This is a genomic window from Acuticoccus sediminis (genome assembly GCF_003258595.1).
Lineage (GTDB): Bacteria > Pseudomonadota > Alphaproteobacteria > Rhizobiales > Amorphaceae > Acuticoccus > Acuticoccus sediminis.
This window is the reverse complement of record NZ_QHHQ01000016.1, coordinates 26,393-43,116: the sequence shown is the minus strand read 5'-3', so window position 1 is coordinate 43,116 and position 16,724 is coordinate 26,393. Positions and strand designations below refer to the sequence as shown.

Annotated in this window: 15 protein-coding genes; 6 read left to right on the top strand and 9 right to left on the bottom strand. The window is 67.7% G+C overall.

What is annotated here, in order from left to right; translation table 11 throughout:
- Positions 1-482 precede the first annotated feature (482 nt).
- Positions 483-797, top strand: a complete 315-nt coding sequence (locus DLJ53_RS33460) for a type II toxin-antitoxin system RelE/ParE family toxin (RefSeq protein WP_111352650.1) — start codon at positions 483-485, stop codon at positions 795-797.
- A complete protein-coding gene (locus tag DLJ53_RS33455) occupies positions 781-1,110 on the top strand; it encodes an addiction module antidote protein (protein WP_202913503.1) in 330 nt (109 codons plus the stop codon). The genes DLJ53_RS33460 and DLJ53_RS33455 overlap by 17 nt, the downstream gene beginning before the upstream one ends.
- A gap of 309 nt (positions 1,111-1,419) precedes the next feature.
- On the opposite strand, the gene DLJ53_RS33450 is transcribed toward DLJ53_RS33455, so the two are convergent.
- From DLJ53_RS33450 to DLJ53_RS33440, 4 genes are all read right to left on the bottom strand, one after another.
- Positions 1,420-2,469, bottom strand: coding sequence for a ParB/RepB/Spo0J family partition protein (locus DLJ53_RS33450; RefSeq protein ID WP_111352648.1), 1,050 nt, complete (start codon positions 2,467-2,469; stop codon positions 1,420-1,422).
- A gap of 46 nt (positions 2,470-2,515) precedes the next feature.
- Entirely contained in the window at positions 2,516-3,691 is a 1,176-nt protein-coding gene (locus DLJ53_RS33445) for an AAA family ATPase (protein ID WP_211100729.1), read from the bottom strand.
- Between the two features lie 75 nt (positions 3,692-3,766).
- Positions 3,767-4,222, bottom strand: coding sequence for a hypothetical protein (locus tag DLJ53_RS34975; RefSeq protein ID WP_146620182.1), 456 nt, complete (start codon positions 4,220-4,222; stop codon positions 3,767-3,769).
- Between the two features lie 543 nt (positions 4,223-4,765).
- On the bottom strand, positions 4,766-5,920 hold the full coding sequence (locus DLJ53_RS33440; protein WP_202913502.1) for a replication initiation protein: 1,155 nt from the start codon (positions 5,918-5,920) through the stop codon (positions 4,766-4,768).
- Between the two features lie 466 nt (positions 5,921-6,386).
- Here DLJ53_RS33440 and DLJ53_RS33435 point away from each other — a divergent pair, with 466 nt between their 5' ends.
- Positions 6,387-6,800, top strand: a complete 414-nt coding sequence (locus DLJ53_RS33435; protein WP_111352646.1) for a hypothetical protein — start codon at positions 6,387-6,389, stop codon at positions 6,798-6,800.
- Between the two features lie 89 nt (positions 6,801-6,889).
- Here the strand turns inward: DLJ53_RS33435 and DLJ53_RS33430 are convergent, their stop codons facing one another.
- The 5 genes from DLJ53_RS33430 to DLJ53_RS33410 form a co-directional block, all read right to left on the bottom strand.
- Positions 6,890-9,043, bottom strand: coding sequence for a xanthine dehydrogenase family protein molybdopterin-binding subunit (locus DLJ53_RS33430; RefSeq protein ID WP_111352645.1), 2,154 nt, complete (start codon positions 9,041-9,043; stop codon positions 6,890-6,892).
- Positions 9,043-10,062 carry an FAD binding domain-containing protein gene (locus DLJ53_RS33425; RefSeq protein WP_111352644.1) on the bottom strand — a complete coding sequence of 340 codons (1,020 nt, stop codon included), beginning with the start codon at positions 10,060-10,062 and terminating at the stop codon, positions 9,043-9,045. The genes DLJ53_RS33430 and DLJ53_RS33425 overlap by 1 nt, the downstream gene beginning before the upstream one ends.
- Positions 10,062-10,730: a (2Fe-2S)-binding protein gene (locus tag DLJ53_RS33420; protein WP_244935226.1), complete on the bottom strand. Its 669-nt coding sequence runs from the start codon at positions 10,728-10,730 to the stop codon at positions 10,062-10,064. The genes DLJ53_RS33425 and DLJ53_RS33420 overlap by 1 nt, the downstream gene beginning before the upstream one ends.
- Positions 10,731-10,825: 95 nt before the next feature.
- Positions 10,826-11,800, bottom strand: a complete 975-nt coding sequence (locus tag DLJ53_RS33415; RefSeq protein ID WP_162409811.1) for an AraC family transcriptional regulator — start codon at positions 11,798-11,800, stop codon at positions 10,826-10,828.
- Positions 11,801-11,972: 172 nt separating this feature from the next.
- Positions 11,973-13,034 (bottom strand): AraC family transcriptional regulator, encoded by a 1,062-nt coding sequence (locus DLJ53_RS33410; RefSeq protein WP_111352642.1) that lies wholly within the window; start codon positions 13,032-13,034, stop codon positions 11,973-11,975.
- A 259-nt stretch (positions 13,035-13,293) separates the two neighbouring features.
- On the opposite strand from DLJ53_RS33410, the gene DLJ53_RS33405 reads away from it, so the two are divergent.
- The 3 genes from DLJ53_RS33405 (at position 13,294) to DLJ53_RS33395 (ending at position 16,674) form a co-directional block, all read left to right on the top strand.
- The gene (locus DLJ53_RS33405) at positions 13,294-13,758 is read left to right on the top strand and encodes a (2Fe-2S)-binding protein (protein WP_111352654.1); all 465 of its coding nucleotides are present in this window, start codon (positions 13,294-13,296) and stop codon (positions 13,756-13,758) included.
- Positions 13,759-13,766: 8 nt separating this feature from the next.
- Entirely contained in the window at positions 13,767-16,085 is a 2,319-nt protein-coding gene (locus tag DLJ53_RS33400; protein WP_111352641.1) for a xanthine dehydrogenase family protein molybdopterin-binding subunit, read from the top strand.
- A gap of 118 nt (positions 16,086-16,203) precedes the next feature.
- Positions 16,204-16,674 carry a DUF2147 domain-containing protein gene (locus DLJ53_RS33395; RefSeq protein ID WP_111352640.1) on the top strand — a complete coding sequence of 157 codons (471 nt, stop codon included), beginning with the start codon at positions 16,204-16,206 and terminating at the stop codon, positions 16,672-16,674.
- Positions 16,675-16,724: the final 50 nt, after the last annotated feature.

The following is a 16,724-nucleotide window of genomic DNA, read 5'->3' as shown; positions in this document are numbered from 1 at the left end:
CGCCTCAAGACCCTGAAGCGGCAAATGGGCGGGCGCGCCAACGTCGACCTGCTGCGCGCGAGGCTCTTGCCGATGCCATAGTGGCCTGCATCGAGAATGCGACAGGACCCCTATTCCACGCCGATCCACAGCCGACTTCATTTTGCAGCGTGGCCGCCGCGAGGAGGCCCCGAAGGCCGAAGAGATCGAGGAGGCGCTTGCCGCCTGATCCGACCCCGCAGCAGGCAGATCGAGCCGCCGCGCCAGATGGTGCGGCGGCTTTTTTCGTACGCGCCGGGCAGATGGAGCGCCGAGCAAGGCAAGGACGACCAAGACGAGGCGGATAGCCCAAAATTGTGCGGGCCGGCCGAGAGCTGCGCCCTCCCCCGGCCCGCACTGGCGCTTCGCGCCGAAAGCCGCGTTGCGACTAGATGTCGATTCTTAGTGTCTCCTGCAGGAGACAAAGCTCTTGCAATGTGTCTCCTGTAGGATACATTGTCGGAATGAGTATCGTTCCGCTTCCCGAGTTCGACAAGTGGCTGCGGCGGTTCCGAGAGGTACGTGCCCGTGCTGTCATTGCCCGTCGGATCGGGCGGATGAAGGCCGGCAACTTCGGTGAAGTCAAGCCGGTCAGCGGCGGTGTCAGTGAACTGCGTATCGACTTCGGGCCGGGATACCGCGTGTATTTTACCCAGCGAGGCCGAACGATCGTGGTGCTTTTGTTGGGTGGCGGCAAGGACAGTCAGCAAGCCGACATCGCGAAAGCGAAAACTCTTGCATCGACGATTGGAGATGTGGGCGATGACGAAGAAGATTGATGTGAGCACGCTGCCGGAGTTCGACGAGGCCGACTATCTCGACAGCGCGGAGGCGCGCGCGGCTTACCTGTCGGATGCCATGCATGACGGCGATCCCGCGGAGTTTCGACGGGCCCTCAGCCAGGTGGCGCGATCCCTCGGCATGGGGGAGATCGCCGCCGAGGCGAATGTCGGGCGGACGAGCCTCTACAAGTCCCTCGGCGAGCAAGGCGACCCGAAGTTCTCAACGGTGCTGCGCGTGATGGCTGCGATGGGATTGGGGCTTTCGGCCCGGCCGCTCGATCCTGCCGAGATGGATCCACGGCAGACTTGACCGGCCTGGACTGCTATCGTGCCCCTTGCCCTTCTAAGTTGATCGGGTGCGGTAAGTGCTCGCCTGCCTTCCGGCGTTCCAGGGGCACACCTACAGTAGGGTTCAAAGTGGAGTTGGAGTTGCCCCATTTCAGCGAACATTAATGAGAGGTTACTGATTAAAGGCGCAGCTTGACGGCACTTTCGTAGTTGATGTGTGAGAGGTAAGCGAGCGCGGAGTGGCGCCGGCCAGGATGGTCATCTTGGCATCAGCCTTCGTGCCGAACTTGCCCGATTGAGAAGCTCGCACGCGAGGGTGGCGAAATGGCACTTACGATGGCTTGGGCCAGTACCGGTCCAGCAGATCTCTGAGGGCGGCCTCGGCGGCGGCCCGGTCCCCTCCCCCCTTGTGGAACAGTGTCAGCGTCAGCGCCCTGCGATCCTTCCCATCGACCCGCAAGAGCGGCGCACCAGCGTCGTCGCAGATCGTGCCCGAGCCAATTCCTGACCTCTTGGGGGCTGTCTGCGCCTTCGCCGGTGTGCCAGATCGCGCCACCCGCTCGGCGGCGATGACCAGTCGGCGGATCATTTCTGGCGCGTTGGTCGGTCCCCCCACCACCCCGCCGTCACGCTGTTCGCTGATCCGGCGCGCCTCGACCAGGACGGCAGCGCGCATGTCGTCGGCCTTGAGGATCGGTTTGAGGGCGCCAATGTGCGAGATCTTCAGCTCGTACGGATCCGGAAATGCTTCGACGAGCTCCGGCGGCAACCGTGCCAAGTCGAGATACCGGCTGAGCCAGGCCTCCGACTGGTTGATCCGCTTCGCCATATCCTTCTGCCGGCCGTTATAGTATAGGCCAAGTGCCTTCAGATAATCTCTGGCACGCTCTAGGTCCGTAAGATCTTCCCGGGCGCGGTTTTCGAGGTCAGAAATTCTGAACGCCTGCTCATCGGTAAGCGTACGCACTTCGATGAGGTAGCGGATTTCCGGATGGTTGTTTCGCCGCAACCACAGAACGCTCCAGTGGCGCCGCGCGCCACAGATGACCTCGTAGTCGTAATGCCGGTCGTCGGAGACACGACGGACGATCGCCGGCACCTCCTGCTTGCCCTGCGCCAGGATGCTATCGATGAGATCGCGACAGCGATCGTAGTTGAGCGCGGTATAGTCCCGGTTGTGACGCTCCCAGATCCGGCACCGTGCGGGATCGACGAATTCCTGCGGATTGTCGACGGCCGCGCCCGAGGCGATCTCGGCGAGCCGGTTGCTCCGCCCGCCCAGAACACCGCCCCCACGCCGTGTCGACCGGTCCACCGGCTCCGTGGCCTGCTCGACCGAGGACGCCAGATCGCTCATGAAATTGCGGTTTTTCGAGCTCATACGACGCCCCACCCGAAGCTGATTGCAGGGCTGCAATTTACGCCCGTCATGCGTGCCCCTCTTTGCGTAAGCGGGCCAGATGGCTCGGCCAAGTCCTGCGGATTTCGAGTTCGATCTCGCCGTTCACCCCGTCGAGATATGTCAGGCACCGATCGCGGACGGCCTTGCTCGTCATCGGTCCGTCCAGTTCGTAGACCGTCATCAGACGCGCAGTGGCGTTGTCGATCTCAGCCGAGTCCTTGAGCGGCGTGCGCAGCATCGAATTGCCGTAGAGCTGGCGCATGAGGTCGAGCAGCCCCTTCTGCATCGACTTGCCCTCGTCGACCTTCGATGCCACGAATCGGAGGAACGAGAGCTGCGGGGCTAGATCCCGTGATCCGAGTTCGGCGATCGTTTCGTCCAGCATCGCTAGGAACGCGGCGGTCGACGAGAAATCCATTACCGTGGGCGGCACCGGGACGACGAGTGCGTTAGCCGCACGCAGCACCGACAGCGAGATCGCGCCGAGCGCGGGCGGCGGGTCCAACACGACGATGTCGTAGAGGTCCTGCACCGACGCGATACCCTGAGCCAACCGGTTGAGCAGAGTGCCCTGCCCTCGCGCCATGCGCGCCGCGAGCTCGTATTCGGACTGGAACAGTCTGAGGTTCGCCGGGATGAGATCCAGCCCGTCGAAGTGTGTCTTGCGGATCGCGTAGTCCAGCGAGACGCGCTCCCCCTCGCGCAGATAGGGATAGAGCGTGTCGCCTTCCGAAAGGTCGAGGTCCGGAACGTAGCCGAACAGCGTCGTCGCCGAGGCCTGGCTGTCGCAATCGATCAGGAGCACGCGATAGCCGCGGATCGCCAGATATTGCGCCAGGTGCACCGACACCGTCGATTTGCCCACGCCGCCTTTGAAGTTCTGCACCGCGACGATCGAGCACGGGTCGTCCGCATCGCGCCACGGACGTGTGCCGAACGTCCCGCGCATGTCGTTCAGCTGAGCGAGCGTGTAGCCGAAACGCCGCCCGTTCTCCCCGCGCGCTGGTGCGACGAGGCGCCCGTCGCTCTCAGCATCCCGGATGGCCGCCGTGGTGCGTCCGACGAGATCCGCCGCCTTTCCGATCGGAAAGGTTGGTTCCCGGCGCTCTGCGGCCCGCGCCCCCTGCGCCGCGGAGCGCAGCTTCTCGATGACAGTCGAGGACCGTCCCGCCAGAGATGCCACGTCGAGCAGCTCCGTCATTCGCACGTCATCTATCGTCGTTGCCATCTGTCGCACCTAATCACCGCCACACTCACAACGGCCGCATTTGCACATTCACAGACATTCACTCCCAAAAAGTGAAAGCCGGCCCATTTCGACATCCGAATGGAAAGCAGGCGCTCCATCCTGACCTTTTGGGGGCCGAGAGACCGCCTCGACGCTGGCGCGGCGGGCAATGCGCGTCGCCGGAGTCGGCAATACACTAACGGCCTCTCCCTTGCGATAATCTTCACGGAATGGCGCCACTTGCAGAAAAATGGTGGTGGCGCCTCCAAGTTCGAAAGTTGACCACAGCGCGACTCCCGATTTCGACTCATGGGCGATTCTCCAGCGCTGGACAACCGAAATTGAAGCCCTGCAATTTCCCGTGGCGAGCGACACTCCGATCACGCTGCCAAACCGCTTCGGAACACGGCGTTCACAGAGCGTCAGCGCGCCGAACAATCGACGGTTGAGCGTTCGGAGACACCAAGGCAGTCCGAGCGAAAACATTCTCGCAGACATATGCACGACCGCCTCCCGATGGACGTGTTCGTGATGAAGTGCCACAGCCGTCGGATCGGAGCGCCGAGCGATTCGACCGGCACGATGCTCAGACGGTCCCGTCGCCGCTAGGGGGCGCTCCATTCGACGACCACGCGGGCGATCACGTCGTCTCATACAAATCACGCCCAACGAGGTTCGGCCGCAACGTCGCAGCGGATCATCCGATCGTTCACTCCAAGGAAATGGCGTGACACGGAGAAGGGGCGCAGCGCGGATTCTCGGCATGCGCCTCGCCGCGTCGCCTCAAGAGATCGCGATAGCCCGACCGTCTCGACGCTTGCACGAAGAAGCCCCGAGAGAGCAGGCCCATCCTGTCCCTCGGCCATCGGCGAAGTCGGCCGGCTCACCGGATCCCGGACCTACGTATTCGGCATGGACGTCGCGCAACCCGGGCGGGAAGCAGGACCCAGAGCGATGGACCCCGATAGGAAAGCTTTGCTGCGGACCGATCAAGGGATAGGGCCATCAGCTTCCTTCAAACCCCGAATTGCAGCCCTGCAATTCGCGTCACGGACGACCCCGCCGCGCGTAGAACGCTTCGCAAAATCCCTTCCAAGACTTCTCCAGTTTCGTTCCCGACAGGGACGTCAATCGGCTTCCCATGTGTTCCCGATAGGCGTCCGCGATCAGGTCCACATCCCATCCGCCGCCGACCTTGAGCGCGATCTCGCGCGCCGCTTGGCCGGTGGGTCCGAACTGAAGCCCGCCGTCCGGAAAGCGATCCCAGACCACCGCACCGTACTTGGCGCTTCGCTGCCGTGCCGGCGCGGCTCGCGGGGCAGGGGACTCTGGCGCCTCGACGCCGGGTGGAAGGGGCCCGACCTCGCGTTCGACCTCGCCTCTCCTGCGAGCGCGGCGGCCCGCCGAGTGCCGGCTGACCTCGTCGACCGTCATGATCTGCGCCGGCGCGTCCTTCGGCGTGAACCGGAATTCCAGTTCCGCGACCGCGCGGCCACGGCGCGTCTCGGTCCAATCGACCGTAAAGTGAGCCAGTTGGTCGATCTCGCCCTTGGCCACGACGAGGACCTTGCGCCTCAACTGGGCGAAGTCCGAGTATTTGGTCTCGTCGATCCCCAGAGCCGCACGCAACCCGACAATGTCGACTTTCCAGACCGGCTGGCGTCGATGCAGCCGCAAGGCGCCTTCTTCATACAGTTTTAGCGCGTAGGCGGAGCGAAATCCCAGCACCGCCTGGCGGTTCATCACGGCGTAGGTCTCCGACTCCTGGATCAGACGCCGCGCGTCCGCAGTGAACTGCCACTCGATCCACCCGGTCTCCTTGTCGCCCTCTTCGACTTCCTCCCACGAGGCCTGAATCAGATTGAACCGCTTCGTCGCTTTCTTGCCACGCCACGACAGATCGTCTTCGGCGAACAGGGTTCGATGCAGCTCTTCCAGCATGTCCACGATGCGCTCGTTGCCTTTGTGGCTCCTGCGAATATCGGCCTTTCGCATGCGGTGCGAGATGTCACGCCAGGCATCGCCGCCAGCCACGAGGATCATCAAGGCCATGAGCCTCGACGCCGTAAGGCTGAGCGACTGCCCCTTCACGAAGCGGACTTCTACGAGCTTGCCCGGCTTGGCGAAGTCCTCGCCTCCCTTCCGGGCCAAGACGGCGGCCACACGCATGGGCCGGGCGGAGGAGGCGTCATCCTCGTCCATGTGCTACTCTCATTCAGACACACTCGGTATCTACGATTCGTGGATAGATTCGTATCAACACTGCCTGTCCTGACCCCACCTAGTCAAGTCAGGTCAGGGGACGCCGCTCCCCCAGCGAAGACAGGTTTCCTCCCCCAACAGGTCAGGATAGTACCCCCATAAAGACAGGACAAAGCCCCCATAAAGACAGGACGGGGCCCAATCCCAGACCGAAATCAATCGATTGGCGCATCTGAATTAGAATCTCTTAGAATCTACGAATCCAAATTCGCTGATCCGAATGAGAGGCGTCGCATCCCATTCCTCGTCGGCCATGAGCCATGCAGCACCTATCTGACACGGTGAAATGCCCCGGTATCGACCTACGCCAGCGCCAGTCCGGTACTCTATCGCCGAGAATCGAAAACGAGCTGAAAAGACCTTCCACGCGAAAGCCCACGGCCGAGCACATTAGCCAGAGCCTATCATGCATTCCATCGAACTTTCGCCGGCGGCCCTCGATGCTGCCGAACAGGCGGCCGGCGACGGCCCCGTCGTCATGGTCAATCTTCTGAAGTTTCGCGATCGCCCCGATTATCCGCAGAATTTCGAGGGCGCGAGGTCCGATTCCCGCACCGGCTACTTCGAGGGCTATGTCGGTGGATTCATGGCGGCGTGCGGCGACGTCGGCGTCACGCCCCAACCCCTCTATGCGGGGAGGCAGTTCGGCGGAATCATGGTTGGCGAGGACGACGCGTGGGACGACATCGCGGTGGTGTGGTACGATCGCTTCGCCGATCTCAGGAGAGTATTGGCCAGCGAGACGTACATCCGCAGCGCGAAACCGCACCGCTTCGCCGTCCTCGCCGACTGGCGCTTCATCGCGACCCGCTCCCGGTAGCCACGCGGTGAGCGGCCGTTGAAAGCCGAGACCGCACCGGCGCGACCTCATGAAGGGGGCCGCGCCGGCATCGGCTTCGCGAGACGCCCCTACATGAGATCCTCGATGCGGATCGGCAGGGTGCGCAGCCGGCGGCCGGTGGCGTGGAACACGGCATTCGCCACTGCCGCCGAGACGCCGCACATCGCGACCTCGCCGAGACCCTTGGCGCCGAGCGCGTTGGCGTGCGGGTCGGGCCGGTCGATGAAGCCGACATCAATGTCGCCGATGTCGGCGTTCACCGCCATCACGTAGTCGGCGATGTCGCAGTTGAGATAGCCGCCGAAACGCGGATCGACCTCGGTCGCCTCGCGCAGCGCGTGGCCGATCCCCCAGATGACGCCGCCGCGCACCTGGCTCGCTGCCGTGCGCGGGCTCAGCACGCGACCGCAATCGGCGATCGAGACCACGCGCGGCACGCGCACCCGCCGCGTCCGCGGTTCCACCCGGACCTCGACGAAGTGGGCGATGTAGCTCATCGACGTGAACCCCGGGTAGACCGGGCCGGTGACGGCGAAGCCGTACTGCCGCCACTGGTCGAGGAGTGCCGAGTCCTGTCCGGGGCCGAACTGCGTCACCTCGACCTCGAGATAAGGCCGCTTCACCGTCGCGAGCTGCTGGTGGACGGTGCCGCCGATCTGGCGGCCGTCCAACAACTCGGCCAGCGCCGCCTTCATCTTCTCGGCCGCCGCGACGGCCGCCGGCGCCGCGCTGAAACTGCCCCAGGAGCCCGCCGTCAGGTGCTGCTGCGCGGCCGTGGTGTCGCCGATCAGGATCTCCAGCCGGTCCGCCTCGACGCCCAGCGCCTCGAGGAGGACGTTCGCGAGCACCGTGCGGATGCCCTGGCCGAACTCGTGGCCCGCGACCGCGAACCGCGTGCGACCGTCGGCCGTGACGCGCAGCGTCGCCAACACGGGGTGGACGAGGGCGGGGTAGGTGCCGCCCGCGACGCCCCAGCCGACGAGGGTCCCGTCCGCCTCGACCATGGAGCCGGGGGCCGGCGAGCGGCGGGCCCAGCCGAACCGCTTCGCCCCCTCGGTCAGGCACTCGTTGAGGAAGCGCGAGGACATCGGCTGCCCGGTGGCCGGGTCCGTCGTCGTGTCGTGCGCCAGGCGGTATTCGACAGGATCGCGGCCCAGCGCCGCCGCCATCTCGTCGACTGCACAGTCGAGCGCGAAGCACGCCGGATGCTCGTAGGGCGCGCGCATGTGGCCGGGGCTCTGGACGTCGGTCCGGATGTCGGCGGCGGTGCCGTTGTAGTTGTCGATCCCGTAGAGCCGGATCGCACCCAAATGGTACTCCGGCGGGAAGCCGCCGCCGCGCGAGTTCTGCTGCGCCGCATCGTAGTCGACGCCGGCGATCCGGCCGGCCTCGTCGGCGCCCATCCGGATGCGGTGGACGATGTGCGGCCGATGCGTCGCGACGTGGAAGATCTGCGCCCGCGGCATCACGAGCTTCACCGGCCGGCCGGTGAAGATCGCCGCCTGCGCGACGATCGCGGTCTGGCGCTGCGTCCACCCCTTCTGGCCGAAGGCGCCGCCGACCGTCGGGCTCTTCACGTCGATGATCGCCGGGTCGAGCTGCAACGACTGGGCGACGGCCGCCTTGATGGCGCCGACGTTCTGCGAGCCCTCCCAGATCGTCAGCCGCCCGTCCGCCCAGACGGCGGTCGTCGATAGAAGCTCGATCGGATTGTGATGCTGGGTGGGCGAGACGTACTCGGCCTCGATCACCGTCGCCGCCGAGGCGAGCGCCGCCGCGGCGTCTCCGGCGTGCACGCCCTCCGCGTCCTCGCGGACAGCGCCCTGCTGGTCGATCCGCACCGCGAAGGGCTCGTCGTCGATGCTCACGCGCACGGCCTCCGCCGCCTCGATCGCGGCTTCGAGGGTCTCGGCGACCACCAGCGCGACGGGCTCGCCACGGGAGACGACGGTCCTCCTCAACGTTGGCCGCGCGGCGCCCGGAAACGGACCCTCTTCCACCTCGTGCGGGAAGTCGTCCGCGGTGAGAATCCGTACGACGCCGGGGACCGCGCTCGCCGCGGATGTGTCGATTTCGGTGATCCGGCCGCGCACGGCGGGCGCAGGCACGGTCATTGCGTAGAGCATGCCCGCGAGCCGCACGTCGGCGGCGTAGGCGGCAAGGCCGCGGACCTTCTCGCGCGCGTCGAACCGCTCACGCTCGGGGTAGGGTGCAACGGGCATCACGCGTTCCTTTCGGCTGCGATCATAATGGCGTCGGCGACGGTGCGGGCGCCGAGCTCGATCTTGAAGGCGTTGTGGCGGCCGGGTCGCGCGTCGGCGAATGCGGCCCGTCCGGCGTCCATCGCGCGCTCGCGCGTCACGACGGCGCCGGTCAACACCGCCTCGGCGTCCGCCGAGCGCCAGGGCACGGTCGCGACGCCGCCGAGCGCGATGCGGGCGTCGGTGATCCGCTCACCCGACATCTCGAGCGCCACCGCCGCCGAGGCGAGCGCGAAGGCGTAGGACTCGCGGTCGCGGATCTTGTGATAGGTCGAGCGCCGCCCGGCCGGCGTCTTCGGCACGAGGATGGCGACGATCATCTCGCCCGGCTCCAGGACGTTTTCACGCTCCGGCGTGTCGCCGGGAAGGCGGTAGAAGTCGGCGATCCGGATCGTGCGGTCGCCGCCTGGGCCGCGCACCTCGACGGCGGCATCCATCGCCGTCAGCGCGACCGGCCAGTCGCCCGGCGAGACGGCGGTGCACGCCGCGCTGGTCCCGAGCACGGCCTGCCCGCGGTCGAGCCCGCCGATCGCGGCGCAGCCGGATCCCGGCTCGCGTTTGTTGCACGGGTAGGGCGCGACACCGCCCGAGACAGAACCGGCCCCGTGACGGAAGTACATGCAGCGGGTGCGTTGCAGGAGGTTGCCGCCGACGGTCGCCATGTTGCGAAGCTGTTGCGAGGCGGCTTTCCACAGCGCCTCGGCGAGCACCGGGTAATCGCACTCCAAAACCGGATCGCGCGCGACCGTGCTCATCGGCGCCAAGGCCCCGAACCGCAGCACGTCGCCCGAGGTGTCGACCGCGTCCAGTCCGGCAATCGCGGTGACGTCGATGAGGTGACGCGGCGCTTCGACCCTCAGCTTCATCAGGTCGTAGAGCGTGGTGCCGCCGGCGATGTAGCGGGCGCCTTCGCCGGCGGAGGCGAACGCCGCGACGGCCTCGTCCGCCGTCGCGGGGCGCGCGTAGGTGAACGGTTGCATCAGCCTTCTCCCATCTTGGCGGCGGCATCGAGGGTCGCGGCGACGATCCCGACGTAGGCGCCGCAGCGGCAGATGTTGCCGCTCATGTATTCGGGGATGCGTTCGGGGCTCGTCGCGTTGCCCTCGGCGACGCACGCCACCGCGGCCATAATCTGGCCCGGCGTGCAGTAGCCGCATTGGAGGGCATCGTGGTCGATGAAGGCCTGTTGCATCGGGTGCAGCGTGTCGCCGTCCGAAAGACCCTCGATGGTTGTGACCTCGCGACCGTCGATCTTGGCGGCGAGGGTGAGGCACGAGGCGACGCGCCGGCCGTCCACATGGACCGTGCAGGCGCCGCACTGGCCGTGGTCGCAGCCTTTCTTGGCGCCGGTCAGGCCGAGTGTCTCACGCAGCACGTCGAGCAGGGAGGAGCGGGGATCGATCTCCACCTCGACCGACTCGCCGTTGACGGTCGCGCGCACCACGGTGGCGCCCTGGCGAAGCGGGGAGCGCGCCGCCTCGCCTTGCGCCGCCGCGCCGCCCGCGCGCATGAGCGGCACGGCTGCGGCGGCGGCCGCTCCGGTCGCGAGCGCATCGCGGCGGGTGATCGGGAAGCCGGCGCCGCCGTCTCGGGTCTGGGTTTTGGGGGTGTCGGGGGGAACCAAATCGTCGGATCTGGATGAGGCCATCGTCGAAACTCCTCTTTGGAACAAGAGGTAGTCGCAACTGGTCCCGGACGCGCCGCCTCGGGCGTCCACGAAACCACACCGTCAGTCCAAGCCTGTCACGCCTCGATCCCCTCGGCGCCGTTCGCGTTGCCGAGCCGCCGGCGGTAGGCCGCGGGCGAATGACCCGCCCAGCGCTTGAACGCCTTGCTGAACGAGACGTCCGAGGCATACCCGATCGACGCCGCGACGGATTTTACCGGCACGCCGATGTCCGCGAGCTGGATCGTCGCCTGGTACATCCGCCAATCGGTGAGGAAGTCGAGCGGCGGCTTGCCGACGACGTCCCGGAACCGTGCCGCGAAATGCGAGCGCGACATTCCAACTTCCTTCGCCAGCGCCGCCACGGACCAGGTCTCGTGCGGCGCGTTCTGGATGAGGACGAGAGCCGGGGCGATCCGGGGGTCAGCGACGCCCCGCAGCCACCCTGCGGGGAGGCTTGCGGCGGCGAGGTGGTGCCTGACGATCTGGATGAAGAGGATGTCGGCGAGCCGCGTGCAGACGGCCGCGGCCCCCGGCGCATCCGGTACCAGCTCTGTCTCGAGCAGTGAGACGAGGCTCGCCACCGACCGCGCGGCTTCAGGGTCGCCACTCGTCTTGTGGTGCAGGATCGGCGGCAGGGCGGCGAGGACCGGGTTGCGGCGCTTATCCTCGAACGCGAAGACGCCGGAGATGAGGCGGGTCACGGGCTGGCCATCGCCGAACGAAAGGTCCAGCGCCTTGAACCGAGCGCCAGGCTCCCAGGGGGAAAGTCCCATCTCGTCGGCGATATCGCTCCAGGAAACCGGCGCGACGCCGGGGCGGGCGAGTAGACGATGGGGCTGCCCGCCCGGCAGGATGACGACGTCGCCGGACGCCAGCTGGAAGCCCCGCTCGCCGGCGAGTTCAACCCAAGCACGCCCCGACAGAACGATGTGGAACGGTGCGCCCTGCAGCGCGGCCTTCGTGAAGCCCCAGTCGCCGGCCAGCGACATCCGGCAGAACACCGTGCTGTCGAGCCGCAACCTCTCCAGGAGATCGTCGAAGAGCTGCATCCGCGTCAATCCCCCCGGCCTTCGCCACATCCCGAGCGCAGAGCGCGCCGCGGACGGCAGGTGCATTACCCGAGGCGCTGTGCCGTCGGCGTTCGTCGAAAGGACATCAGCGAGCCGGGCGACGCTCGCGGCCGACGACGAAGACCGGTGCGGCAGTGGACACTTGCCGCCGTCACGGGGCGCTCAGCCCGAGGGCCGGCTCGCGCTCAGGCCGCCCCGCTTCGCGGGCGGCGGCCACGTGCGGCGTCGGCCGAAACGCCACCGGGGACCGCACGCGCTCGACCGCCGGTGTCTCCCGGTATAGAAGTTCATCGGCGATGGGCGTGAGGCCCGGCGCCCAGTTCGGCAGCGCCACCGCCTTCAGGGCCATCGCGTCGCGCTTGGGCGGGGTGCCGAACTGGCGCGTGTAGTCGCGACTGAATTGCGACACGCTCTCGTAGCCGACCTTGATCGCCGCACTCGTCACGTTGGCCGACTCGGCCACCATCAGCCGGCGCGCCTCCAGGAGCCGCAGCTGCTTCTGGAACTGCAGCGGCGAAAGCTGCGTGATGAGCCTGAAATGATGGTGGAAGGACGACAGACCCATTCGCGCCGCCTCCGCCACCTCCTCTACCCGGATCGTCCGCGTATAATTCTGCCGCAGGAAGTGGACCGCGTCGGCGATCCGCCGCGTGTGGCTGTCCGAGCGCACGATCTTGGCGACCTCGCCGCCGTTCGGTCCGGTCAGGAGCCAGAAGTAAATCTCCTTGAGGATGGCCGGATAGAGGATCGGAACGGCCTCGGGGGTCGCCAGCAGGCGCACGAGCCGTGCCATGCAGTCGAGGAGCGGCTCGGACAGCGTCTCGACGAAGGCGCCGAGCTGCGTGTCGGTCGGCGTCGGCGGGGCTTCGAGCTGCTCCATGACCTCGCGCAAGAGGCGGGGGTCGAAGTCGATTGTCAGCCCGAGAAAGGGCTCGGTCGCGCTCGCTTTGGTCACCGTCCCGTTGCCGGGCACCTCCACGGTGACGGCGACCGCCGTCCCTTCCGCATAGTTCAGCACTTCGTCGCCAACCCTCAGCTGCTTCGCCCCCTGCGCGACGACGCACAGCGCCGGCCGGTAGAGCCTGCGGAACGGCATCACCGTCCGGCTCGTGCGCATGATGAAGGTGTCCTGCATCGGCGTAGCATAAAGGCCGTCGCCGCCCCCCATCTCTGCGATGTAGGTCTCGAGGGCCGTTGTCAGCGTCGAAGCCATCGCTCATCCCCGCAAGTGTGACTGTGCTTGGCGTAGCTACGCAGTCGACCCTGCCGCTGCCAGAGCGATTGGACGAATAGGCAAGTTTTTCGGGCGCACGGGCAAGCGGGGAGGGGCCCGCAACCGCATCTTCCACTCCGACGATGCGCTCGAAGGATGGACGGCCCCTCGCGGCCCGCCTTTCCAGGTCGCCGATCTCCGGTCGGGCCCGCACGGCGCATCGCTCATCCGGCCAGACGATCAGGTAGTGGAGTTCGCCATGGTTTCTCTCACGCTAAACGGGCGCCTTGTCGACGTGGAGGCGCCCGAGGACAAGCCTCTCCTGTGGGCGCTCAGGGAAGATGCCGGCCTTCTCGGGCCCAAGTACGGTTGCGGCATCGCCGAGTGCGGGGCCTGCCGGGTCCTGGTTGACGGGCAGTCGACCCCGTCCTGTGTGACCTCGCTCGGTGCCGTCGCGGGCCGAACCGTGGTGACGGTGGAGGGCCTCGCCGCTCCGGACGGCACGCTGTCCGCGGTGCAGCAGGCCTGGATCGACGAGCAGGCGCCCCAATGCGGCTACTGCCAGCCGGGTTTCCTCGTCGCCGCGACGGCGCTTCTGGAGCGCGTCCCCGATCCGACCGACGCCGAGATCGACGCGGCGATCACCAACATCTGCCGCTGCGGCACCTACCCGCGCATCCGCCGCGCGATCCACCGCGCCGCCGCACTGCGGGCCGAAGGGTGAGGCCGGCGATGACAAAGCTCCTCTCCCGCCGCACGTTCCTCCTCACCGGTGCGGCCCTCGGCGGCACCGCCCTCGTGGCCGCGCTCGGCGGGCTCGGTTATCTCGCGACCGTCGACGTCGACGGCCTCGGCGGGTTCGTCGATGGCGACGACGCGGTCATGAACGCCTTCGTGACCCTCCACGACGACGGCCGCGTGGTCGTCAAGGTGCCGCGCACCGAGATGGGGCAGGGCATCCACACCGGCCTCGCCATGCTGGTGGCCGAAGAAATGGACATCCCGTTCGACGAGCGCATCAGCGTCGAGCATCCAGTGGAGCTTCTTCCCGTTTATGCGCACTGGGCCCAGATGCTGGGCGTGCGCCCGGAGGAGCCGCAGGGGCCGGTCACGTGGATCGGCCGGCGCCTGATCTCGTCGATCCCGCTCATCACGACCGGCGCGTCCGCGTCGACGCTCAACCTGTGGCACCCGATGCGGGTCGCGGGCGCAGCGGCGCGGCACATGCTCCTTGCCGCGGGTGCCGCGCGCCTCGGCGTTCCCGTCGCCGAGCTGACCACCTCCGACGCCGCCGTCCATCACGCCGCGTCGGGGCGAAGCATTCCCTACGCGGATCTCGCGCGGCAGGCCGCCGTGTTGGCGCCGCCCGACCGGCCGGCCCTGAAGCCGCGGTCCGAGTGGCGGATCATCGGTCGCTCGCAGCGTCGTGTCGACATCCCGGCGAAGGTGAAGGGCGAGCCGGTCTTCGGCATCGACGTCGTCCTGCCGGACATGCTGCACGCCTCGATCCGCCACGCGCCGGTCTTCGGGACGAGGGTGGTGCGGATCGCCAACGAGGCCGAGGTCCGCGCCGAGCCGGACGTCCTCGACGTCGCGATCATCGAGGACCGCAGTGTGGCAGTCGTCGCGCGCTCCTGGTGGCAGGCCGAGACGGCCGCCGCGCGGCTCGACGTGGAGTGGAGCGCATCGGAGGCCGACGCGGTGTCGAGCGACGCGCTGGACGCGCGTCTCGCGGACGCGCTGGAGGGCGGCGAGCCGTACATTCACGTCGAGGACGGCGACGTCGGCGCGGCCTTAGCGGTTGATGGAGCCCGGGTCGTCCAAGCGACCTACGTCGCGCCGCTGGTGGCCCATGCCTGCATGGAATCGATGAACGCCACCGTGGTGCTGCGGCCAGGCGGGAGGGCGGAGGCATGGGTGCCCTCCCAGTCGATCAGCCTCACAAGATGGGCCGTCTTTCGCGGCATGGGGTGGGCCGGTGTCGATCCGGCGGAGGTCGTCAGCCACATCACCATGAACGGCGGCGCGTTTGGACGCCGCACCGAGACGGAGGTGGTCGCCGAGGCCGCCTTCCTCGCCGCGCGCCATCCCGGCAGGCCGGTCAAGCTCCTGTGGCCGCGCGAGGAGGACATCGGGCGCGCGATGTATCGCAGCCACGCGCGGGCCGGGCTGACGGCCGTCCTCGGCGCCGACGGACTGCCCGCCGCTTGGGATGCGCTCGTCGCCGCGCAGTCGCTGATGCAGTCGATCGGGAGCCGCACGCTGCCGATCACGCCGAGCCCGGACGGGGACCGCCTCACCGCCGAGGGTCTCGAGAAGCCGTACTATGCGCTCCCCGCCAGGCGGGTGCGCAGCGTCCACGTCCCCTCGCACGTGCCGATCGGCCTGTGGCGATCCAACGGCTTCAGCTTCAACACCTTCTTCGCGGAATCGTTCGTCGACGAGTGCGCCGCCGCCGCCGAGACCGATCCGGTGGACTATCGCCGCGCCCTCCTCGCCCGAAGTCCGCGGCACCTCGCCGTCATCGAGCGTGTGGCCGCGCTTTCCGGCTGGGGCGCGCCCATGGCGGCGGGGCGCAGCCGTGGCATCGCCATGGAGCACTGCTTCGAGAGCATCGTCGCTGTGGTCGCCGAGGTCATCGTAACGGGCGACGGCGAGGTTCGGGTCCCGCGTGTGTTCTGCGCCGTAGACGTCGGCACCGTGGTGAACCCCGACGCGGTCGTCGCGCAGATGGAAGGCGGCATTCTCTTCGGCCTGACCACGGCCCTGATCAGCAGGGTCACGCTCAGCGATGGCCGCATTGAGCAGTCCAACTTCCACGACTTCACCATGCCGAGACTGGCGAACGCACCCGAGGTGGTGGTGGAGATCGTGCCGAGCGAACTGCCGCCGGGCGGGGCAGGGGAGCCGGGCGTCGCTCCCATCGCCGCTGCGGTCGGCAACGCGATCTTTGCCGCGACGGGGACCCGGCCCCGCTCCCTCCCGCTGGCGCTCGCCGAGACCACCGGGGCGGGGCGGCTCCGCACCGTCCTCGCCGCCGAGGCCGGTTGAACCGGCGTACCGCGACGTCCGCCACCGGGCTCCTGCGACCGCGAGCGTGGCGCGCCGGCTCCGCCGCCGTGACCCGTGCTCCGCTGGCAAACCGACCTCATTCCGAAGGATCGAAAGCATGTTCAAGACCTTACGGGCCACCCTGCTGACGGCCGCCGTGGTCGTCGAGACCGGCCTCTCGCTCGTCGGCCCGGCCTGCGCCCAGTCGTCGGGGCCGGACGCGGCTCTCGGCATCTGGGAGACCGCAAACGGCGACATCAGGTTCGAGATGTTCGCCGATGACGACCGGTACGCGGGCCGCATCATCTACGGCGCGCTCATGGTCGAGCCGGACGGGACCTTCAAGCGGGACGTCAAAAATCCCGATCCCGCTCTGAGGGGGCGCTCCCTGGAGGGCATCGTCTTCCTCACCGGGCTCACCTGGGATCCTGAGGACCAGCGGCTGGAGGACGGCAGCCTCTACCTGGCGCCGAGGGGCGAGACCGCCTCGGCGCGCGTCACGGTCGAGGGCGAGACGATGGAGCTGCGCGCCTATCGCGGCACGCCGATGCTCGGCCGGACGCTGGAGTTCCGTCGTGTCGGCCGCTGACGCGCGCGCCGGCCGGGCCGTCCGTCTCGTCAGAGGCGCCTCCCTCGGAA